21 protein-coding genes are annotated in these 21,723 nt (G+C 69.8%); 1 reads left to right on the top strand and 20 read right to left on the bottom strand.

Annotated elements, in window-relative coordinates:
- Positions 1–39 precede the first annotated feature (39 nt).
- The 10 genes from EZE58_RS14705 to EZE58_RS14660 all read right to left on the bottom strand — a co-directional run bounded on the left by EZE58_RS14705 (position 40) and on the right by EZE58_RS14660 (position 9,989).
- The gene (locus tag EZE58_RS14705) at positions 40–1,239 is read right to left on the bottom strand and encodes an acetyl-CoA C-acyltransferase (protein ID WP_063250858.1); all 1,200 of its coding nucleotides are present in this window, start codon (positions 1,237–1,239) and stop codon (positions 40–42) included.
- A gap of 76 nt (positions 1,240–1,315) precedes the next feature.
- A complete protein-coding gene (locus EZE58_RS14700; protein ID WP_009379990.1) occupies positions 1,316–2,059 on the bottom strand; it encodes an SDR family oxidoreductase in 744 nt (247 codons plus the stop codon).
- 278 nt (positions 2,060–2,337) lie between these two features.
- Entirely contained in the window at positions 2,338–2,964 is a 627-nt protein-coding gene (locus EZE58_RS14695; protein WP_009379991.1) for an L-threonylcarbamoyladenylate synthase, read from the bottom strand.
- Positions 2,965–3,279: 315 nt separating this feature from the next.
- A complete protein-coding gene (locus EZE58_RS14690) occupies positions 3,280–4,371 on the bottom strand; it encodes an AI-2E family transporter (RefSeq protein WP_009379992.1) in 1,092 nt (363 codons plus the stop codon).
- Positions 4,372–5,883 (bottom strand): ribosome biogenesis GTPase Der, encoded by a 1,512-nt coding sequence (der, locus tag EZE58_RS14685; protein ID WP_063248823.1) that lies wholly within the window; start codon positions 5,881–5,883, stop codon positions 4,372–4,374. It abuts the gene before it with no gap.
- Entirely contained in the window at positions 5,880–6,539 is a 660-nt protein-coding gene (cmk, locus tag EZE58_RS14680; RefSeq protein ID WP_009379994.1) for a (d)CMP kinase, read from the bottom strand. The genes der and cmk overlap by 4 nt, the downstream gene beginning before the upstream one ends.
- Positions 6,536–7,702, bottom strand: coding sequence for a prephenate dehydrogenase (locus tag EZE58_RS14675; protein WP_167560829.1), 1,167 nt, complete (start codon positions 7,700–7,702; stop codon positions 6,536–6,538). The genes cmk and EZE58_RS14675 overlap by 4 nt, the downstream gene beginning before the upstream one ends.
- Entirely contained in the window at positions 7,699–8,544 is an 846-nt protein-coding gene (locus EZE58_RS14670) for a pseudouridine synthase (protein WP_040342229.1), read from the bottom strand. The genes EZE58_RS14675 and EZE58_RS14670 overlap by 4 nt, the downstream gene beginning before the upstream one ends.
- A gap of 18 nt (positions 8,545–8,562) precedes the next feature.
- Positions 8,563–9,195, bottom strand: coding sequence for an SMC-Scp complex subunit ScpB (gene scpB, locus EZE58_RS14665; RefSeq protein ID WP_063248821.1), 633 nt, complete (start codon positions 9,193–9,195; stop codon positions 8,563–8,565).
- Positions 9,192–9,989 carry a ScpA family protein gene (locus EZE58_RS14660; RefSeq protein WP_009379998.1) on the bottom strand — a complete coding sequence of 266 codons (798 nt, stop codon included), beginning with the start codon at positions 9,987–9,989 and terminating at the stop codon, positions 9,192–9,194. The genes scpB and EZE58_RS14660 overlap by 4 nt, the downstream gene beginning before the upstream one ends.
- Here EZE58_RS14660 and EZE58_RS14655 point away from each other — a divergent pair.
- The gene (locus EZE58_RS14655; RefSeq protein WP_040342215.1) at positions 9,957–10,196 is read left to right on the top strand and encodes a hypothetical protein; all 240 of its coding nucleotides are present in this window, start codon (positions 9,957–9,959) and stop codon (positions 10,194–10,196) included. The two genes, EZE58_RS14660 and EZE58_RS14655, sit on opposite strands and share 33 nt — an antisense overlap.
- Here the strand turns inward: EZE58_RS14655 and EZE58_RS14650 are convergent.
- From EZE58_RS14650 to steA, 10 genes are all read right to left on the bottom strand, one after another.
- Positions 10,148–11,017 (bottom strand): AAA family ATPase, encoded by an 870-nt coding sequence (locus EZE58_RS14650; RefSeq protein WP_009379999.1) that lies wholly within the window; start codon positions 11,015–11,017, stop codon positions 10,148–10,150. The genes EZE58_RS14655 and EZE58_RS14650 overlap by 49 nt on opposite strands.
- A 40-nt stretch (positions 11,018–11,057) precedes the next feature.
- The gene (gene xerD / locus EZE58_RS14645) at positions 11,058–12,005 is read right to left on the bottom strand and encodes a site-specific tyrosine recombinase XerD (protein ID WP_063248819.1); all 948 of its coding nucleotides are present in this window, start codon (positions 12,003–12,005) and stop codon (positions 11,058–11,060) included.
- Positions 12,006–12,011: 6 nt separating this feature from the next.
- Entirely contained in the window at positions 12,012–12,674 is a 663-nt protein-coding gene (locus EZE58_RS14640; protein WP_119297011.1) for an NUDIX hydrolase, read from the bottom strand.
- Between the two features lie 7 nt (positions 12,675–12,681).
- Complete coding sequence (locus EZE58_RS14635) at positions 12,682–14,361, bottom strand: CTP synthase (RefSeq protein ID WP_167560827.1); 1,680 nt, start codon at positions 14,359–14,361, stop codon at positions 12,682–12,684.
- Positions 14,358–15,506: a glycosyltransferase gene (locus EZE58_RS14630; protein ID WP_009380006.1), complete on the bottom strand. Its 1,149-nt coding sequence runs from the start codon at positions 15,504–15,506 to the stop codon at positions 14,358–14,360. Before EZE58_RS14630 ends, EZE58_RS14635 begins: the two co-directional genes overlap by 4 nt.
- A 149-nt stretch (positions 15,507–15,655) precedes the next feature.
- Positions 15,656–16,864: a glycosyltransferase gene (locus EZE58_RS14625; RefSeq protein ID WP_131247817.1), complete on the bottom strand. Its 1,209-nt coding sequence runs from the start codon at positions 16,862–16,864 to the stop codon at positions 15,656–15,658.
- Positions 16,861–18,645, bottom strand: coding sequence for a lipid II flippase MurJ (locus tag EZE58_RS14620; protein WP_119297008.1), 1,785 nt, complete (start codon positions 18,643–18,645; stop codon positions 16,861–16,863). Before EZE58_RS14620 ends, EZE58_RS14625 begins: the two co-directional genes overlap by 4 nt.
- Complete coding sequence (locus EZE58_RS14615; protein WP_119297007.1) at positions 18,642–19,514, bottom strand: hypothetical protein; 873 nt, start codon at positions 19,512–19,514, stop codon at positions 18,642–18,644. Before EZE58_RS14615 ends, EZE58_RS14620 begins: the two co-directional genes overlap by 4 nt.
- Before the next feature lies 1 nt (position 19,515).
- Positions 19,516–20,466 (bottom strand): copper transporter, encoded by a 951-nt coding sequence (locus EZE58_RS14610; RefSeq protein ID WP_119297006.1) that lies wholly within the window; start codon positions 20,464–20,466, stop codon positions 19,516–19,518.
- Complete coding sequence (gene steA, locus EZE58_RS14605) at positions 20,463–21,713, bottom strand: putative cytokinetic ring protein SteA (protein WP_119297005.1); 1,251 nt, start codon at positions 21,711–21,713, stop codon at positions 20,463–20,465. The genes EZE58_RS14610 and steA overlap by 4 nt, the downstream gene beginning before the upstream one ends.
- Positions 21,714–21,723: the final 10 nt, after the last annotated feature.

Raw genomic sequence — 21,723 nt, 5'->3', positions numbered from 1 at the left:
GCCTCGGGCGCAGCGCGCGCCTCGGCGGAGGGGCAGGCGTCAGGCGACTTCGAAGAGTCCCGCGGCTCCCTGCCCGCCGCCGATGCACATCGTCACGACGACGTACTTGACGCCTCGGCGCTTGCCTTCGATAAGGGCATGGCCGACGAGGCGGGCCCCGGTCATCCCGTAGGGGTGGCCGACCGAGATGCCGCCGCCGTCGACGTTGTAGCGTTCGGGGTCGATGCCCAGCCGGTCCCGGCAGTAGAGCGCCTGGACGGCGAAGGCCTCGTTGAGCTCCCACAGACCGATGTCGTCGATCTTCAGCCCGTGGGCGTCGAGGAGCTTGGGGACGGCGAAGACGGGGCCGATGCCCATCTCGTCGGGGGCGACTCCGGCGACGGCCATGCCCCGGTAGATCCCGAGCGGGGTCAGTCCCCGCCGGGACGCCTCGGCGTCGGACATGAGGACGGAGGCCGAGGCGCCGTCGGAGAGCTGGGAGGCGTTGCCCGCGGTGATGCTCGGCTCCTTCGAGGCGACCCCCGGCTCGAGGACGGGTGTGAGCTTCGCGAGCCCCTCGAGCGTCGTCTCGGGGCGGTTGCCCTCGTCCTTGGTGAGCGTGACCTCCTGCTGGGACGTCTCCCCGGTCTCCTTGTCGAGAACGACCTTCGTCGAGGTCAGAGGGACGATCTCGTCGTCGAAGCGCCCTGCCTCCTGCGCGGCGGCGGTGCGCTTCTGCGATTCGAGGGAGTAGGCGTCCTGGTCCTCGCGGCTGACCCCGTAGCGCTCGGCGACGACCTCAGCGGTCGCGAGCATCGGGTAGTAGATCCCGGGAACGTTCTCCTCGAGCCACGGGTCCTTCGCCCGGTAGGTGTTCATGTGCTCGTTCTGGACGAGGGAGACGGATTCGACGCCGCCGCCGACAGCGATCTTCTGCCCGTCGACGATGATCTGCTTCGCCGCGGTGGCGATTGCCATGAGGCCCGAGGCGCACTGGCGGTCGACGGACATGCCGGCGACCGAGACGGGCAGTCCCGCCCGCAGACCCGCCTGACGGCCGATGTTCGTCGACTGGCTGCCCTGCTGGAGGGCGGAGCCGATGATGACGTCATCGACCTCGGCGCCTTCGACACCGGCGCGTTCGACGGCGTGGGCGATCGCGTGTCCGGCGAGCTCCTGGGCCTGGGTGTCGTTGAACGCACCGCGGTAGGCCCGCCCGATCGGGGTCCTGGCGGTGGAGACGATGACGGCATCGACCATGGTGTGGCTCCTTCGAAAGCAGTGCGGTGGGGTGGGGTGGTGGCGCGGATGGCGCGGGCGGCGCGGCGCGGGCGGATCAGTCCTTGGGTCCGCCGGCGACGTAGATGACCTGGCCGGAGACGAAGCCTGCGCCCTCGGAGACGAGGAACGAGGCGGTGTTGGCGATGTCCTCGGGCTTTCCCGCGCGACCGACGGGGATCTGGCTGATCGCGGCCTTCTTGAAGTCCTCGAAGTCGACGCCGACGCGTTCGGCCGTCGCCTTCGTCATGTCGGTCTCGATGAAGCCCGGGGCGATCGCGTTGGCGGTGACCCCGAACTTGCCGAGCTCGATCGCCCACGTCTTCGTCATCCCCTGGATCCCGGCCTTCGCGGCCGAGTAGTTCGTCTGCCCGCGGTTGCCGAGCGCCGAGGTCGACGACATCGAGACGATGCGCCCGAACTTCTCGGCCACCATGTGCTCCTGCACGGCCTTGGCCATGAGGAACGCCCCGCCGAGGTGGACGGAGAGGACCTTCTCGAACTCCTCGTAGGTCATCTTGAACAGGAGGTTGTCGCGGAGGATGCCGGCATTGTTGATGAGGACGGTGGGCGGTCCGAGACGATCGGCCACATCGGCGACGGCGGCGGTGACGGAGTCCTCGTCGGAGACGTCGGCGTTCAGTCCGATCGCCTCTCCCCCGGCTGCGGTGATCGCCGAGACAGTGTCCTCGGTCGGTCCCATGTCGAGGACGGCGACCCTGAGGCCGTCGGCGGCGAGCCTGGTCGCGATCGCGGCGCCGATGCCGCGTCCGCCTCCGGTGACGATTGCTGTGCGTGCCATGCGTGATCCTCCGGGGTAGGTGGTGTGCGACGCAGCGTGACTCCCGTCTCACTGCGGTCAGGTCTCACTCTAACCGAGAATCACTCCTGAACGAATGATTGCTCACTGGGCGAGAACGCGCCGCTCCGGACCGACCGACAGCACACCAACGCGGTGATCCAACGCCCGGCACGCCACCAACGCGGTGATCCGACAAAAACGCGGTCTGCAGACCGCGTTTTTGTCGGATCACCGCGTCGAAGCGGAGCAAGGCCGCGGGTCGAAGCGGAGGGGGCCGCCTACTCCTCGTCGAAGCGGGAGACGTCGCCGGCGCCGACGCGCGCGACCTCCGGGTACCTGCCGGTGAAGTCGATGACCGAGGTCGGCACGACGCCCGGCGTCCCGGACTCGATGACGACGTCGACGTCGTGGCCGATCTGGTCCATGACGTCGTCGGCCTCGGTGAGCGGGTCCTCGTCTCCGGGCAGGAGGAGCGTCGAGGAGAGGATCGGCTCCCCCATCGCCTCGACGAGGGCGAGAGCGGTCGTGTTCTGCGGGATGCGCGCGCCGACCGAGTGCTTCTTCGGGTGCATCATCCGGCGCGGCACCTCCTTCGTCGCCTTCATGATGAACGTGTACGGGCCGGGTGTCATCGACTTGATCGCGCGGAAGTCCGAGTTGTCGACGATGACGAACTGTCCGAGCTGCGCGAAGTCGTGGCACATGAGCGTGAAATGGTGCTTGGAATCGAGGTGGCGGATGCGCGTGATCCGCTCGATGCCCGCCTTGTTCTCGAGCGCACAGCCGAGCGCGTAGCACGAGTCGGTGGGATAGGCGATGAGTCCGCCGTCACGGAGCACCTCGGCGGCCTTCGTGATGAGTCGGGGCTGGGGGTTCTCGGGATGGATCTTCAGTAGTGTCGCCATAGTCCATGGTAATCACGGGTGCGCTCCGTTGGGAACGAGCAGCCGGCACCCGCGATCCGGTTCCGTGCCGAACCACGCCAAGCAGGGAAATCGACGCTCCCACGATCCGCCGCATCGCCGATCCACGTGGGGCCCGAAATCCGCGCCGCCCGCGACGCGGAAACCCGGCTCTGCGTTGATCGACAGAATTTCGCCGAGGTGGCCGACCAGAGTGCGTGCCCGTGCCGTCGCGGCGTGCCGGCGGCCGCGGACCCTCGCCGAGGCGGTCCGCCCGGCTCTGCGTGGATCGACGGTGCGTCGCCGAGGTGGTCGGGGTCAGTGGACGGGGGTGTGGGCGGTGCGCGGGTCGGAGGCGATGAGGATGTTCACCCACCGGGCCTTCGGGTCGGCGTCGACGAGGAGGGCCTTGAGAAGCAGGGTCGCGGGCAGTGCGAGGAGGGCGCCCAGCCATCCGAGGACCCACACCCAGAAGAGCAGGGAGAGGAAGGAGACGAGCGGGGTCACCCCGACCGACTCGCCGGTGAACTTCGGCTGGATGATCGCCTGGATGACGAAGTTGAGCACGCTGTAGGCGACGATCACCCACACGGCCGACTGCCACCCGCTGTCGACGAGGGCGAGCAGGGCGGGTGGGATGAGCCCGATGACGAAGCCGATGTTGGGGATGTAGTTCGTGAGGAACGCGAGCACACCCCACACCCACACAAGCGGGACGTCGATGATCGCCAGTGCCACGACGTCGAGGATCGCGACGATGAGGCCGAAGATCGTCGCGACCACCCAGTAGCGGCGCACACCGGACGCGAACCCGCCCAGCGACTGCGCGAGCGCAGGCTTGGCGTCCTTGAGCATCCCCATCCGCGACGACATCCCCATCGAGTCCATGGCGACGAAGAAGACCGCCATGATCACCGTCGTGAGCAGACCCGCCCCGAGCGAGACGTTGGTGAGCAGCGGGCTGACAGCGTCGAAGATCGAACGGACGTTGAACTGCCGCAGTTGCGCTTCGAGGACGTTCGAGGTCACGCCGAGCTCCCCGAGCATCGACATGAGGCTGTGATAGGTCGCCACAAGCTGGTTGCCGTAGCTGGGGATGAGCATGACGAGCTCGGCGATCGCCCACGCGGTGAGCCCGAAGAACCCGAAGAGCATGACGAGGACGAGGACGACGGAGACGCACGCGCCGAGCGCCCCCGGCACGCGATGCCTCGTCAGCCAGCGCTGGAGCGGGTAGACGACGATGTAGAAGTTGAGCGCGAGGAAGACCGGAGCGACGATCTCCTGGAGCCCGCGGAAGAACGTCAGGGCGTAGGCGAGCCCGGCGATCGTGAGGACGACAACGAGTGCTCTCGCCGGCGGCCTGGCGTGCCACGGAGTGACTGCCTGGGGCTCAGTGCCTGCGCTCAACTACCGACCTCGTCTCTTCTCCCTGATCCGCATCGAGACCTCGATCGGCGTCCCTTCGAAGCCGAACGTCTCGCGGAGTCGTCTGATGATGAAACGACGATACCCCGGTTCAAGGAATCCTGTGGTGAAGAGGACGAATTTCGGTGGGCGCGACTGCACCTGAGTGCCGAAGAGGATGCGCGGCTGCTTGCCTCCGCGCACCGGGTGCGGGTTCGCTGCGACGAGTTCGCCAAGGAACGCGTTGAGGCGTCCGGTCGGGATCCGCTTGTCCCAGTTCTCCAGCGCGGTCTCCATCGCCGGTACGAGCTTCTCGGCGTGTCGGCCGGTCTTCGCGGAGATGTTGACCCGCGGGGCCCATGCGACGTGGGCGAGGTCGCGTTCGATCTCGCGTTCGAGGTAGTAGCGGCGCTCCTCGTCGAGGAGGTCCCACTTGTTGAACGCGAGCACGATGGCCCGTCCCGCCTCGGCGGCGGTGGTGACGATCCGCACGTCCTGCTCGCTCAGCGGTTCCTGGGCTTCGAGGAGGACGACGGCGACCTCGGCGCGCTCGAGCGCGGTCTGCGTGCGCAGGGCCGCATAGAAGTCCGCGCCGCTGGCCTGGTGGGCGCGGCGGCGGATGCCCGCGGTGTCGACGAAGCGCCACTGCCTGCCGCCGAGTTCGATGAGCTCGTCGACGGGGTCGCGGGTGGTGCCGGCGACGTTGTCGACGAGCACGCGTTCGGACCCGACGAGCTTGTTGAGCAGGGAGGACTTGCCGACGTTGGGTCGACCGACGAGGGCGACCCGACGCGGACCGCCCTCCTCGATGCGGGTATCGACGGCGGAGACCTCGGGGAGGACGGAGACCGCCTCGTCGAGGAGGTCGGCGACGCCGCGACCGTGGAGGGCCGAGACCGACCACGGCTGGCCGAGGCCGAGCCCCCAGAGTTCGGCGGCCATGAGCTCGCCGCGTTCGTCGTCGACCTTGTTCGCGGCGAGGATGACCGGCTTCTTCTTCTTCCGCAGCATCTTCACGACCATCTCGTCGGTCGCGGTCGGTCCGGTCGTGGCATCGACGACGAGGACGACGGCGTCGGCCATGTCGACGGCGACCTCGGACTGGATCGCGATCCGCGAGGCCATGCCCTTCGAGTCGGAGTCCCAGCCGCCGGTGTCGACGAGGGTGAAGTCCTTGCCGTTCCACTCCGCCTGGTAGCTCACGCGGTCGCGGGTGACACCGGGGACGTCCTCGACGACGGCCTCACGGCGGCCGAGGATGCGGTTGACGAGCGTCGACTTGCCGACGTTGGGGCGGCCGACGATCGCGAGCACCGGGTTGGCGCCGATCGCCTCTTCGTCCTCGATCTCGAAGCCGAGGGAGTCGAGCAGCGCCCGGTCCTCGTCCTCGAGCTCGTAGCTCTCGAGTCCGGCCTCGAGCGCGGTGGCCCGCTGCTCAGCCTCTTCGTCGCTGATCCGCTCGAGACGCTCGGCGAGCGCCTCATCGGGGGTCTCGTGGAATTCCTCGTCGGTCATTCTGCGTCCTTCACCAGGTCGAGCACGGTCCCCACGACCTGCTCGAAGTCGAGATCGCTCGTGTCGAGGGTGTACACGCCCTCGGCGGCGGTGAGGAAGCTCGTCGTGGCCGAGTCCTTGGCGTCACGGCCGGTGACGAGCGACGCGGTGGCGGCGACCGCCTCGGCGTCGGCACTGCCGTGGACCTCCTTGGCCCGGCGGGCCACGCGGACGTCGTCGCGGGCGGTCATGAGGATGCGGACCTCGGCGTCGGGGGCGACGACGGTCGTGATGTCACGGCCTTCGACGACGATGCCGGGGGACGCTGCGGCGATGATCTCCCGCTGCCGTTCGATGAGTTCGGTGCGGGCGTCGGGGACCGCGGAGACGGTCTGGACGTTCTCGGAGACCTCGGCGCTGCGGATCTCCTCGGCGACGTCGATGCCGTCGACGGACACCGCGAAGTCGTCGGGGTCGGTGGAGATCTCGAGGTCGGCCCCGCGGACCTGCTCGAGGACGTCGACGGGATCGGTGACCCCGCGGCTGAGCGCCAGCCACGCCATCGCGCGGTACATCGCACCCGTGTCGAGGTAGGCGAAGCCGAGGCGGCGGGCGACCTCCTTCGCAGTGCTCGACTTGCCGACCCCGCTGGGTCCGTCGATGGCGACGACGCTCATGTGGTTCCTTCCTTCTCGATGGCGGATTCGGGGATCCGCCATCCCAGTGCTTGCAGTCCGGTCTCGAGTTCGTTCGCGTTCGCGGGCATCACGGAGACGTCGACGATGCCGAGCCGGCGCCCCGGGGCATGGTCCATCCGGAAGTCCTCGACGTTGATGCCGAGGTCCCCGATGTCCTTGAACAGGGAGGCCAGGGTCCCCGGGGTGTCGGGGATGAGGACCGTGACGACAGCATATGCGGTCGGGGCCTGTCCGTGCTTGCCGGGGATCCGGTCGTGTCCCTCGTTGCCGTGGGCGATGGCCCTGGCGATCGCCCCGGTCGACCCGGGTCCGAGGCTGAGCGCCTCGATGACGGAGTCGAGCTCCCCGCGCAGGGCGAGCAGCACCGTCCGGACCTCCTCGGCGTTGCCGGAGAGGATCTGCGTCCACAGTCCGGGGTCGGAGGCGGCGATGCGGGTGACATCCCGCAGTCCCTGCCCGGCGAGCGCCACCTCATCGAGCGGGGCGTGGCGCAGCTGGGAGGCGACGAGGGAGGAGACGACCTGCGGGACGTGGGAGACCTTCGCGACCGCGGCGTCGTGGATGCGCGGGTCGAGGTGGGTGACCGAGGCGCCGGTGGCCTCGGCCATCTCGACGACCTCCCGCAGCCGGGAGGCCGGCGTGTCGTCGTCGGAGCAGATCACCCACGGTCGGGCGGTGAAGAGGTCGGGGCGGGCGGAGATCGCCCCAGACTTCTCCCGTCCGGCCATCGGATGGCAGCCGATGTAGCGGTCGAGCTGGTCGGCGGTGACGAGACCGCGCACGGTCTCGAGCAGGCGGGTCTTGATGCTCGCGACATCGGTCACCGTCGCGCGCGGGTAGTTCCGAAGTGCTGCGGCGATGACGTGGGCTGCGACGTCGGGCGGGGTGGCGACGACGACGATGTCCGGGTCGATGCCCTCCCCCGCCGAGGTGGTCGCCCCCGGTGAGTCCCCCGCCGTTCCCGGCACGGCCGTTCCCGACCCGGGCGAGGCCGGGGCCACCGGCTCACCGGCGCCGAGGTCGGAGGCGAGCTGCTGAGCGGTCGGCGAGGTGTCCTCGAGGGTGACCGTGTGCCCGCGCCCGGACAGGGCGAGGCCGAGGCTCGCACCGAGCAGCCCGGTGCCGATGATGTGGACTCTCACAGGTCGACGGCCTCGAAGAGCTCGCCGATCTCATCCGAGCGCAGGGGTCGGATCTTGCCCTGCCGCTGCTCGGCGAGCGAGATCGGTCCGAACTGGGTGCGCACGAGGCGTTCGACGGGGTTGCCGATCGCCGCGAGGAGACGGCGCACGACCCGGTTGCGGCCCGAGTGGAGGGTGAGTTCGACGACGGAGCGGCCAGGCGTCGAGTCGACGAGCTTGAACTCGTCGACCGTGACGATCCCGTCGTCGAGTTCGATGCCGGCCTTGAGCCGGGCGCTCGCATCCTTGGCGATCTGCCCCTTGACCTGCGCGAGGTAGGTCTTGGGGATCTCGTAGCGGGGATGGGCGAGGCGGTTGGAGAGCTCCCCGTCGTTGGTGAGCAGGATGAGGCCCTCGGTGTCGGTGTCGAGGCGTCCGACGTGGAAGATCCGCTCGGCGCGGTTGCCGACGTAGTCGCTGAGGTTCTTGCGCCCCTCGGGGTCCTTCATCGTCGAGACGACCCCGGCGGGCTTGTTGAGCGCGAGGTAGACCTTCTGCGGGCTCGTCGAGATCCGCAGGGTGTCGACGTAGACGGCCTGGGTCTCCGGATCGATGCGGGTGCCGAGTTCGGTGACGATGTTCCCGTCGACCTCGACCCGGCCGTCGAGGATGAGCTGCTCGCACGCGCGACGGGACCCCAGCCCCGCCTCGGCGAGGACCTTCTGCAGGCGCACTCCCCCGCTGACGTGGGCATCCGAGGTCTCTCCCGTGCCGGTGGGGGCCTTCTTCGCGCTCGCACGCTGCTTTCGGCTCGGACGGTTGCTGCGCCCGCCGGGCGCCCTGGGATCGCGGTAGGGACTCATGGGGACCATTGTCTCAAATCAATCGTCCTCTGGTGACATTCCGTCCTCGACTGTGGCGAGGACCTCGGTCTCGTCGGCCCCGAACTCCTCGAGGTCGGCGTCCTCGGGCAGGTACGGGGCGATGTCGGGCAGCTCGTCGAGGCTGACCATGCCGAGGGCGTCGAGGAACTGGTGGGTCGTCGCATAGAGCAGCGCCGAGGTCGTCGCCTCCTTCCCCGCTTCGACGATGAGACCCCGCAGGAGCAGGGTGCGGATGACGCCGTCGACGCTCACCCCGCGGATCGCGGCGATGCGGGGCCGGGAGATCGGCTGTCGGTAGGCGATGACGGCGAGCGTCTCGAGCGCTGCCTGGGAGAGCTTCGCGCTCTGCCCGGCGGTGAGGAAGTCCTTGACGACGTCGTGGTAGTCCCCGCGGGAGTGAAGGCGGAAGCCGCCGGCGACCGCGCGGATCTCGAAGCCCCGCTGCCGCCTGGCGCCCTGCCCGTCGGGGCCGGCAGGGGCACCGTCGTAGTCACGGGCCAGTTCCGCGATCGCCTCGGTCACGGTGTCCTCGTCGATGCCGAGGGCCGTCGCGAACTCCTCGGCGGACACCGCGGAGTCGCTGACCATGAGCACGGCTTCGATGCCGGAGAGGATCTCATCGTCGATCATGCCTGGCCTTCCGTCGTATCGTCCCCGTCCGTCTCCCCCGCCGAGGTGGCGCCGTCGTCCGTCTCTCCCGCCGAGGCGGTGCCGGCCTCAGCACCGTCCCCGTCCTCCTCGGCGCTCCACGCGCCTTCGGTGCGCAGGTCGACGCCGTCCTCGGGGGTCTCGGTCCGCGTGATGACGAGCGGGCCGAGCGGTTCGGCCTGGTCGAAGTCGCAGAGGCCGACCTTGAAGAGTTCGAGGAGGGCCAAGAACCGGGCGACGACGACGAGCGTGTTCTCGGAGGTGTCGAGGAGGTCCTGGAACTCGACGTCGCCCGAGCGCAGCAGTCCGAGGATGAGTCCGCGCTGTTCGGAGACACTGACGAGAGGGAGGTGGATGTGGTCGACGGCGACCGTCGGCGGGGTGTGGTCGCGTTGGAGGACGGTCGCGAAGAGGGAAGCGAGCTCACCTGGGCCGATGCTCAGCTCGAGCGGGGGCAGGACGTCTTGGAACTCCTCCTCGAGGCCGACCGAGCGGGGGACGCGGATGGAGCCTGCGGTCATCGCCTCGGAGAGGAAGCCGCTCACGGCCTTGTACGCCTTGTACTGAAGCAGGCGGGCGAAGAGGAGGTCGCGGGCTTCGAGGAGTTCGAGGTCGAGTTCCTCCTCCCCCTCCTCGTGCGGGAGCAGGCGCGCAGTCTTGAGGTCGAGGAGGGTGGCGGCGACGAGGAGGAACTCGGAGATCTCGGCGAGGTTGGACCCGCTGCCCCCGTCCTTCTCCGACAGTTGCGTCGTGTACGCGATGAACTCGTCGGTCACCTCGGCGAGCGCGATCTCCGTGATGTCGAGGCGACGCTTCGAGATGAGGCCGAGGAGCAGATCGAAGGGGCCGGAGAAGTTCTCCAGCTCGACCTGGAAGCCGTGCCCGTCGTCGGCGACGGCATCGTCGTCGGCGACGGTCTCGACGGCGGTCTCGCTCAGGGTGCGCCTCCGCGGGCGATGAGCTCCCGGGCCAGGCGCCGGTAGGCCTCGGAGCCGGGGTGCTTGGGCGCGAACGAGGTGATCGGCTCGGCGGCGACGGAGGCGTCCGGGAACTTCACGGTGCGGTTGATGACGGTGTCGAAGACCTTGTCGTCGAAGGCCTCGGAGACCCTGGTCATCACCTCTTTCGAGTGCAGGGTCCGCGAGTCGAACATCGTCGCGAGGATCCCGTCGATCTCGAGTGAGGGGTTGAGCCGGTCCTGAACCTTCTCGATCGTCTCGACGAGGAGGGCGACGCCGCGCAGGGCGAAGAACTCGGTCTCGAGCGGGATGATCACGCCGTGGGAGGCGGTGAGCGCGTTGACGGTGAGCAGGCCGAGCGAGGGCTGGCAGTCGATGAGGATGACGTCGTATTCGCCGGCGACCTTGGCGAGCGCCCGGGAGAGGACCTGTTCGCGGGCGACCTCGCCGACGAGCTGGACCTCGGCGGCGGAGAGGTCGATGTTCGCCGGCAGGACGTCGATGTTCTCGAAGTCGGTTTCGACGATGACCTCGTGCGGGTCGAGGCGCGGGTTCATGAGCAGGTTGTAGACGCTGATGTCGAGGTCGTACGGGTTGATGCCGAGCCCCACGGACAGGGCGCCCTGCGGGTCGAAGTCGACGAGGAGCATCTTGCGTCCGTACGCGGCCAGGGAGGCGCCGAGGTTGATCGACGACGTCGTCTTCCCCACCCCGCCCTTCTGGTTGACCATGGCGATGATCCGGGCGGGCCCGTGCGAATCCAGGGGTGCGGGTTCGGCGAAGTCCTCGGCTCCCGCCGTCGGGGTCGTCGCTGTGGGGAGATCCAACGCCTGCTGCGGATTCATCACTCGGTCGGCCACCTTTCGTTGCGTGCTGGAACCAACCCTACCGCGCCCTGGGGTGCGAGGTGGCGTAGACCTCGCGCAATGTTTCCTCCGACACCTTCGTATAGATCTGCGTCGTCGTCACCGAGGCGTGGCCGAGCAGCTCCTGGACGACGCGGATGTCCGCCCCGCCCTCGAGGAGGTGCGTGGCGAACGAGTGGCGGAACGTGTGCGGGGAGACCTCGGTCTCCAGTCCGGCGAGGCTGCCGGCGCGTCCGACGATCTTCCACGCCGTCTGCCGCGACATCCGCGTGCCCCGCGCGTTGAGGAACAGGGCGCCTGCCGGAGTCCCGGACCTCGCCTTCTCGGCCATCGTCGGGCGCACCCGGGTCACCCACGCCCCGAGGGCGACGGCCGCATGGGAGCCGAACGGGACGATCCGCTCCTTGCCGCCTTTGCCGTAGAGCCGCACGAGCCGGGTCTCGAGGTCGAGGTCGTCGAGGTCGGCGCCGACGGCCTCGGAGATCCGGGCCCCGGTCGCGTAGAGGAGTTCGAGGAGGGCCGCCGCCCGGATCTGGGCCGGCTCCTCCCCCGCCGTCGTCGCGAGCATCGCCTCGATTGCGGAGAGCGAGAGCGCCTTCGGCAGCCGCAGCCCCTCCCTGGGCGGGCTGACCTCGGAGGCGGGATCGGTGTCGGTGAGACCGTCGGCGAGGGCGAAGGCATGGAACCGGCGCACCGCGACGAGGGCGCGGGCCCGGGTCCGCGGGGCGAGCCCTGAGTCCTGGAGGTGGAGCGCGAAGTCCTCGACGTGGGCCCGGGTCACCCCGCCGAGGCGGTCGATCCCGGCCTCGGCCAGCCAGGTCCCGTACCTGCCGAGGTCACGGGCGTAGGCGTCGATGGAGTTGAGCGAGAGTCCGCGTTCGAAGCGCAGAGCCGAGAGGTACGAGCCGATCGCGCGGGCGATCTCGGCGGGAAGGTCGGGAAGGAGTTCGGCGCCGTGACGGGCCATGGGGTCTCAGGCGTCCGTATCGTCGGCTGCGTCGCGGCGGTCGACGAGGAGCCGGGGCGCATCGACAAGACGGGTGCGCACGGGTCGGCCGGCCGCCTCGGCGGCAAGGACGTTGCTCACCTGGAGGACCGCGAGCTGGGCGACGGAGTTGGTGATCCGCCCCGCGGCGATCGCGTCGAGGGCCTCGGGCACGCTCACCCACCGGTAGACGAACCCGGCCTCCTCGTCGCTGCGGGCATGCTGGTCGGCAGCGGGCACCTCGGCGAGGTCACGGGCGAGGTAGAGCCGGATCGTCTCGCTGCTGCCGCCCGGTGAGAGCGCGGAGTCGGAGAGGACCTCCCAGCGGGCAGCGGTGAGGTCGGCCTCCTCGGCGAGTTCGCGCTTCGCAGCGGTGAGCGGATCCTCACCGGGGATGTCGAGGAGCCCGGCCGGAACCTCCCACAGGCGGGCGCGGACGGGGTGACGGTACTGCTGGACGAGGAGGATCTCGCCTGCCTCGTTGAGGCAGGCCACCGCCACGGCCCCGGTGTGGGCCATGAGGTCGCGGACGAGGCCGGTCGCCTCGGGCAGGTCGAAGGTCTCCCGCCGGATCGTCCACACGGCGCCCCGATACACCTCGTCGGAGGCAGTGATCTCCGGGGTGAACGGGACGTCGTGCAGATCGCTCACGGTCAGCTCACTGGCGCTCGAGTGCCGCGGCGACGAGGCCCGCGAAGAGCGGGTGGGGCTTCGTCGGGCGCGACTTGAGCTCGGGGTGGGCCTGGGTGGAGACGTAGTACGGGTGTTCGCTGCGCGGGAGTTCGACGAACTCGACGAGCTCGCCGTTGGGCGAGGTGCCGGAGAAGACGAGTCCCGCCTCGGCGAGGTCGTCGCGGTAGGCGTTGTTGACCTCGTAGCGGTGACGGTGGCGTTCGCTGATGTCCGTCGACCCGTAGGCCTCGGCGACGACGCTGCCCTCGTCGAGCTTCGCCCGGTACGTGCCCAGGCGCATCGTGCCGCCGAGGTCGCCCTCACCGTCGACGATCGACATCTGCTCGGCCATCGTCGCGACGACCGGGAACTTCGTGTCGGGGTCGAACTCGGAGGACGAAGCGCCCTCGATGCCGGCCTTGTGGCGGGCGTACTCGATGACCATGCACTGCAGGCCGAGGCACAGGCCCAGCGTCGGGATGCCGTTCTCGCGGGCGAACCTCAGCGCTCCGACCTTGCCTTCGATGCCGCGGATGCCGAAGCCGCCGGGGATGCAGATCGCGTCGAGACCCGCCAGTGCCGCGGCGGCGTCCACATCGGACTCGCAGACATCGGACTGGATCCATTCGATGCGCACCTTGGCGTCGTTGGCGAAACCGCCGTGGCGCAGCGCCTCGGTGACGGAGAGGTAGGCGTCGGGCAGGTCGATGTACTTGCCGACGACCCCGATGGTCACCTCGTGGGCGGGCTGGTGCGCGCGCTCGAGCACCCAGTCCCACTTCGTCCAGTCGACGTCGCGGAAGGGCAGGTTGAGGCGGCGGATGACGTAGACGTCGAGGCCGCCGTCGTGGAGGACCTTGGGGATGTCGTAGATGCTCGGCGCATCGACGCACGAGACGACCGCTTCCATGTCGACGTCGCACGAGGAGGCGATCTTGCCGCGGATCGAATCGGGCAGTTCCCGATCGGAGCGGAGCACGATCGAGTCCGGCTGGATGCCGATCGAGCGCAGTGCGGCCACCGAGTGCTGGGTCGGCTTCGTCTTGAGCTCTCCCGAGGGTCCGAGGTAGGGCACGAGGGAAACGTGGATGAAGAAGACGTTGTCGCGGCCGACGTCGTGGCGGACCTGGCGGGCCGCCTCGAGGAACGGCTGCGACTCGATGTCGCCGACGGTGCCGCCGATCTCGGTGATGATGACATCGGGACGGTCCTCGGCGGGACGCTCGGCCTGCGCCCGCATCCGGGCCTTGATCTCGTCGGTGATGTGCGGGATGACCTGGACGGTGTCGCCGAGGTAGGCCCCGCGGCGCTCCTTGGCGATGACCGAGGAGTAGACCTGACCGGTGGTGACGTTGGCCGCCCCGTCGAGGTCGATGTCGAGGAAGCGCTCGTAATGGCCGATGTCGAGATCGGTCTCCGCACCGTCCTCGGTGACGAAGACCTCACCGTGCTGGAACGGATTCATCGTGCCCGGATCCACGTTGAGGTAGGGATCGAGCTTCTGCATCGCGACCTTGATGCCGCGCTGGGTGAGCAGGTGTCCGAGGCTCGATGCCGTGAGACCCTTGCCGAGAGAGGAGGCGACGCCGCCTGTAACGAAGATGTGCTTGACTGTGTTCGGCTCGTGAGCCCCGATTCGATTCACCACGGAATTTGATTCTATCAAACCCGGCTTGCCGACTTCGACAGGGCCTCGACCTCGGCGTAGAGACCGAGGAGGCTCGCGGCGATCTCACCGGGGTTGTCGACGTCGATGACCCGCTTCTTCGCGGCGATCGCCTGCGCACCGCGGGCTGCCGGATCGTCGAGGAGATGATTGATCTCACGCAGCAGCGCGTCGGTGTCGTCGGCGGGGACGATGTCGGCGGCCTCCCCCCAGATGCCGGCGCGGCGTTCGGCGCCGATGAAGACGGTCGGCTTGGCCAGCTGCATGAGGTCCTCGTGGCTGAGTCCGGTCATCTGCTCGCTGGCGATGACGACGTCGGAGGCGGCGGCGACGTCGACGAGGTCACCGGCAGGGGCGACGATGACGCCGCGGTCGGCGAAGGCGGAGGCGATGGTGCGGCGGTCGCGGCCGGTGCCGGTGAGGACGAAGACGACCTTGCGGTCGGGCCGGCGCCTGTTGATCTGGTCGGCGGCGTCGAGGACGGTGGCCAGGGCCGTGTGGTCCTTCAGGGCGATCGGGCTCGCGACCATCCACGTGCCCTCCCCGATGCCGAGTTCACGGCGCACCTGCGCCCGGGAGGCGGTGACGGTGAGGTCGGTGTCGATGTCGGGGGTGACGAGTTCGGCGCGTTCGACGAGCGGAACGGAGCCTGCGAACCATTCGACGACGGGTTCGGTCGTGCCGAGCACTCCGCGGGCGGTGCGGGCGACGATCTCCGCACCGGTCTTCTCGATGACGTCGGCGGGGGCGAAGTTCTCGACGGTGGCGACCGCGGTCGGGCTCAGGCGGGCGGGCAGGCCGGTGAAGCCGAGGCCGGTCAGCGTCGCGGCGTGGAGTCCGTGGCCGTGGACGATGTCGACGTGGGGGTAGATCTTGTGGAGCGTGAAGGCCGAGGCGGGATCCGAGGGTGAGAGCCGGCGCTTGGCGCTGAGCTCGATCTCGCGGTAGTTCCCGATGAGGTCCTCGGGGACGTCGAGGCGGTCGAGGATCGACCGGTGGGCGGCGAGACCGACCTGGTGACCGGCCCGGAGGTGACCGATGACGGCGAGCTTGGCCACCTCGGCGACGGGGTCCGTCGTGTCGGCGAGCACGTGAAGGATCCGTGCGTCGGTGCTCAGCGGCTGGATCTCGGCGGTCTCGGTCATTCCTCATCCCTCTCAGTCGTGTGTCTCTAGCCTACCGGTCTCCCCCGGCCTCTTCGGCAGCGGCCGGGGCCGTGTTCGGCACGGTGTCCGCGCTGGTCGTCGCCGGGGTCGTCGGGGTCGTGCGGACCCCGGTTCGCCGAGGCGGGAGTTCAGTCCCGCGGTGACGGCTGGGTCTCCGCGTAGACGGCGAGCAGCTCGGCGGCGACGTCGCCTTCGTCGGGCAGCTCCCGTCCTCGGGCCCTGGCCCGCTCCCCGAGTTCGGCACGCAGCGCGGGGTTCTCAGCGAGCGTGCCGATCGCATCGGCGAGCGACTCGTCGTCGTCGGAGTCGATGAGGACGCCTGAGTCCCCGACGAGCTCCGGGGTGCCCCCGGTGGCCGTGGCGACGATCGCCTGCCCGGTCATCAGCGCCTCCTGGAGGACAAGGGCGCGGGCCTCCCAGACGCTCGTGAGGACGTAGACGTCCGCGGCGGCCAGGAGCGCGGCGACGTCGTCGCGGGCTCCGAGGAAATGGAGGGCCGGAAGCGCCGAGGCGGTCGCGGCCTCTGCATACTGCGCGCGGACCTCGGCGAGCACCGCCTCATCGGCGGCCCCAGCGACGAGGACGACGATCTCGCGGGGTGCGGCGGCGTCGGCCGGTGCGGCGGCGTCGGTCGGTGCGGCGGCGTCGGCCGGTGCGGCCGGAACTGTGTCGCCGAGGCGGGCCAGGGCACGGACGAGCATGCCGTAGTTCTTCTGCGGGGCGACGCGGCCGACGGCGAGCACGATGACGGCGTCCTCGCTGAAGTCGTACTCGGCGGCAAGGGCCGCCCTCGTCGCGCGGGCCTCGGCGGCGCCGACCTCCCGGATCGCGGGGGCCGCTGCCGGAGAGAAGCGGGCGTCGCGGGCACCGAGGTCGTGGGCGCGGATGACGAGGTCGGTGCTCGCGGCCAGCGTGAGATCGGCCCCGCGAGCAAGCAGCCGTTCGATGCCGGTCTCGACGCTCCCGCGGATGCCGGTGCCCGAAGCCTGGTTGTGGAGGCTTTCGATGAAGGTCGGCCGCGGGCGCAGCAGACGGGTCGCGAGATGGGCGATGAGTCCGGCGCGGAAGCCGTGGGCGTGGACGATGTCAGGGCCGAAGCCGCGCAGAATGCGTCGCAGCCGGGTGACGAGGACGGTGTCGCGCAGATCGACGCCGGTGCCGACATCGAGGGCGGCGAAGCGGACCCCGGGGAGGGCGGAGAACCCGAAGTGCTCGTCGGTCTGGGCCGGGCCGATGACGCCGACCTCGTGGCCGGCGGCGGCGACGTCGCGGGCGAGTGCCCGCACGTGCGTGCCGACTCCGCCGGTCGACGTGCCGATGACGTAGACGATCCTCATGGTCTCTCCTCCTCGTTCTGCGGTGCGGGGCCGGGTCGCTGGGGTGCGGCTCCGGGGGTCGAGGGTGGGATGCCCGGCCCGTCGTGGTCGGGACCCGGCTCCGGGGCGGTGGGCACGGTGGGGTCGGCGGGTCCCTGGGTCTGTCGGCGGGAGGCGAGCATGCCGCGCACCTCGGCGACGTAGCCGCGGTCGAGGACGAGGATGCCGGCGAAGACGAGGCAGCCGACGAGGGCTGCGAGGATGCCGACGATGACCGAGGGGACGGCGGCGGTGCCGATGAGACCCGCGAGCCACCAGGCGGCCAGCGCGCCTGCGGCGGATCCGAGCGCTGCGGCGAGGAGCGAGTGGAGGCCGCGGCGAAGGATGCCGCGCAGTGCGTCCGAGCCGAGGACCCGGCGGATTGAGACGAGGAGCGCGGCCGCCGCGGCGCTCATCCCGAGCACATAGCCCGCGCAGATGGCCACGAGCGTGCGCTCGGGGCTGCCGTTCGCCTCGGTGAGGGCGATCGCCGCGACCATGCCGACGATGACGAGGATCCACCCGGTCGTCGTCGCCGCCGCCGCGTGGCGGGAGCGTTCGAGGGCGTAGAAGATCCGTGAGCCCCACGCGATGAACGACCAGCCGGGCACGGCCAGGGCCATGACCATGATCGCGGTGCGCATCGCCGAGAACGGGGCGGCGTCACGACCGCCGACGGCATCGATCGAGGTGAAGAACGATTCCAGCGGTCCGGCGGCGCTGAAGAGGATGACGGTGCCGAGCAGTCCGATGGTGACGATGACCGCCGAGGTCGTCGCCGTCATCGCGCGCAGCCGCACTCCCGCCGCCTCACGGTCGGCCGCCTCGGCGTCGTCGTCCTTCGTCCGGCCCACCCACGTCGACAGGGTCGGGAACATCACGGTGACGACGGGGATCGCGAGGACCGCGTAGGGCAGGAGGTAGACGGCGTTGATGTAGTTGAAGAGGACGAACGTGCCGGTGCCGCCCGAACGGTTGGAGAGGACGAGGGTGACGAGCACGGCTCCCTGCTGGGCGAGCAGTGCGGCCATGCCGGCCCCGGCGAGGCGCAGCGCCCGGTGGGCGACGCCGGGTGGGAACGACCACGTGGGGCGGATGCGCAGCCCGGTCGAGCGCATCGGCAGGGCCAGCGGCAGGGCGAGGGCGGCGACACCGGCGGTCGTGCCCCAGCCGAGCCATCCGATGTGGGTCTCCCATGTCGCGTCGGTGCCGCCGACACCGCGGTAGGTGATGTAGGAGCCGATGACGACGAGGCTCGAGAGCAGCGGGGCGAACGCCGGCCAGAGGAACTTCCGGTGCGCCTGGAGGACGCCGGTGAGGACGGCGCCGATGCCGTAGAGGACGAGCTGCGGGGAGAACATGAGGAGGAAGGAGGCGGTGGCGACCTGTTCGTCCCCGGCGGAGTCGACGAGGAGGGTCGCGATCGGCTCGGCGAAGACGGCGAGGACGATCGTCAGGGGCAGCGTCACGGACACCGCCCAGGTGAGCAGCGCCGAGGTGATCCGCCCGGCCGTGTCCCGGTCGGCGCGGGCGAGCGGGATCGCGAGCAGGGGGATGACCGCTCCCGCCAGTGCGCCTCCGGCGACGACCTCGAAGAGGATGTTCGGCACCTGGTTGGCACTCTGGTAGGCGGTGCCGACGGTGCCGGCCCCGACCGTGCTGGAGAAGACGAGCCACCGGAGGAACCCGACGAGCCGGGTGATCAGGGTGATGATCGAGACGAGCAGCGCCGCGGAGGCGAAGACCCGGAGGAGCCGGTTCACTTCACCGTGCGCCCGAAGGCGTCGATCTCACGCAGTCCGGGGGTGGATTCGATGACGGATGTGAACGAGACCTTCTCCGAGGCCAGGGTGAGGCCGGCGAGGACGGCGAGGAGGACCGCGCGCGTTCCGGCGCTCGTGTTCGCCGCCACGGTCGTGCCGATGGCAGCCCCGAGGGCGTTGGCTCCGGTGTCGCCGAGCATGACGGACCCGTCGAGGTCGTCGGGCCACGCGGCGAGGCTCGTGCCGGTGACGACGGCGGTCGGCACCCAGGTGAGCTGCCGCTGATGCGGCATGAGGCCGAGGACGAGGAGACCGGCCTTGAGTGCGCGTCCGGGGCGAAGGTCGAGGAGGTTGAAGAGGTTCGCGGTGCCGGCGATGACCCCGCCGGCGACGACGGTGTCGATGCTCGCCTTCCACCACGGTGCCGTCTCAGCGGGGCGGAAGGCGTCGAGGAGTCCGTGGTGGCGACGGTTGTCGGGGCCGAGGATCGCGGCGGCGATGATCGCGGCGACGGGGATGCCGGTGACCTTGATCGCCCCGGTGGTGACCTGTCCGTGGGCGAGGGCGCTGAGGTGACCGCGCAGGCCCTTCGACGACCCGGACTCGAGGAAGTCGTCGACGGCGCCGAGGACGCCGGAGACCGAGGTCGCGAGCAGGGTGGCCGCCCGCTGCCGCGGATCTTCGATGAGGGCGCTGCCGGCGAGCAGTCCTGCGGTCACGGCCGGGCCCTCGACGAGGGAGACGTCGCGTCCGGCATGGTTCGTCCGCACCGCGCGCTCATGGCGACGCAGCGGGGAGTTCAGCACGGCCTTCGTCACGCCGTATCCGACGAGACCGGCGACGGCGGAGCTGACGAGGGTTCGGATCATGTCATTCCCTTCCGGGCAGGATCGATTCGGCGTCCGAGGCGAAGCCGAAGTGGCCGTGGGTGCCGGCTCGGCCGGCGGCGATCGCGCAGACCGTGATGATCGCCCCGGCGCCGAGGCCGAGGCCGTCGACGGTCGAAGCCCGGGACTTCCCGGTGCGGAGCACGGAGACGAGGCCGTTGGCCGCCGAGGCGGCGTCGCCGGCGACGACGACGGACGTCGCCTCGTTGGTGAGCGCGTTGACGAACTCGGTGACGGCGTCGCGGGAGGCCATGTCGCCGGTGGCCTCAGGGCTCGGTTCGGTCTCCTCGGCGAGCTGGGAGTTCTCGTCGTCGATGATGACGAAGAGGTCCGTCGTCTTGTGGTCGGTGTCCGTGCGCAGGCGCCCGGCGTCGACGAACGCGTTGAAGATCTCCTCGGCCTTCGCCTCGGCGTCGTCGCGGTCCTTGCCCTCGGCGAGCATCGAGGCCTTGCCGGTGAGCGCGATGACGAGGGCTGCGCGCAGCGCGGTCGCATCATCGGCGGGCAGGGCGGGGACGAGTCCGCGCAGGGTGGTCATGAACTCTCCGGCGCCGCTGACGCTGAGCGCATCGTCGACGAAGGAGACGTCGCTGGCGATCGTTCCGCCGGCCTCCTTGATCCGGTTCGTCACCTCCTCGACCTGCTGGGGGTCGGCCTCGGGGGCGGAGATGACGGTGACCGTCGCATCCTTGAGGGTGTCGCCGATGAGCTCGGGGGCCGCGGCGGTGACGAACTCGTTCTGCTTCTCGATGTTGCCGTTGGCGGCGTCGAGCTTCGTGCGCAGGTCGTCGCGGTCGGCGCGCAGGGCGTCGACCTGGCTCTGCAGGGACTCGCCGATCGGCTCCTTGAGGGGGCCGGCGCCGAGGACGATGCCGACGGCCAGGGCGAGGAACACCGAGACGAGGGAGACGAGGTGGTAGCGGAAGTCGATCACGAGAGAGTCCTTGAGTCGAGTCCGGCCCAGATCGTGCCGGCGGATTCTGAGGTCGCGGCGGGATCCCCGCCGAACAGGGAGCCGATCCAGCCGAAGACGCCGTCGAGCTGGGCTCCGATGAGTCCGAGGAACGTCTGCCCGGCGGCGGTCGCCGCCATGGCGACGCCGAGCGCGACGAGTCCGGCGATGATGAGCACCGCGAGCTGCAGGCTGGAGATCCGCTGCCGGTAGAGCAGGGAGACGCCCTTGGCGTCGATGAGCTTCGACCCCACCCGCAGACGGGTGAGGAACGTCGAGGCCATGCCCTTGCGTCCCTTGTCGAGGAACTCCATGAGCGTGTCATGGGTGCCGACGGCGACGATGAGGTCGGCGCCCTTGTCGTCGGCAAGGAGCATCGCGATGTCCTCGCTCGTGCCCGAGGCGGCGAAGGCGACGCAGTCGCCGCCGAGGGCCTTGACCCTCTCCGTGCCCGGCGCGTGTCCGTCGCGGTAGGCGTGGACGACGATCTCCGCGCCCGAGGTGAGCGCGGAGTCGGACACGGAGTCCATGTCGCCGACGATCATGTCCGGCTTGTAGCCGGCTTCGAGGATCGCATCGGCGCCGCCGTCGACGCCGATGAGCAGCGGCCGGTACTCGCGGATGTAGGAGGCGAGGATCGCGAGGTCCTCTTTGTAGTGGTAGCCGCGGACGACGATGAGGGCGTGCCGGCCGGCGAAGTCGGTCCGCACCTCGGGGACGACGAGTTCGGCCGAGAGCAGGTCGGAGTCCTTGCGGATGTACTCGATCGTGTTGTCGACGAAGTCGACGAGCACGGAGTTCATTCCTGCCTCGGCCTCGTTCATGTCCTCGGCGATGGTCTCCGGGGTCTGGAAGACGCCCGAAGCCACCTCGGTGCCGTTCCGGTAGACGATGCTGCCGTCGATGCTGATCTCGTCGCCTTCGCTCACCGTGTCGAAGATCTCAGGTCCGGTCGCGTCGATGAGCGGGATTCCGGCGTCGACGATGATGCCGGGGCCGAGGTTCGGGTACCGGCCGGAGATCGACTTGTCCGCGTTGATCACGGCGACGGGGCGGCACGCGACGAGCGCCTCGGCGGAGACGCGGTCGATGTCGGAGTGCTTGATGATCGCGATGTCACCGGCGGCCAAGCGCTTCGTGAGGTCCTTCGTCCGTCGGTCGAGCTTGGCCGGGGCCGCATCGGACCGGGTCGGGACAGGGGTGTTCTCCCGTAGTCTGCGCGCTTTCATGGTTAGCCTA

It is taken from the genome of Brevibacterium sp. LS14 (assembly GCF_012027885.1).
In the GTDB taxonomy this organism is placed as follows: Bacteria; Actinomycetota; Actinomycetes; order Actinomycetales; family Brevibacteriaceae; genus Brevibacterium; species Brevibacterium casei.
Note: the sequence above shows the minus strand (reverse complement) of the source record. Positions and strands in the feature narration are given on the sequence as shown.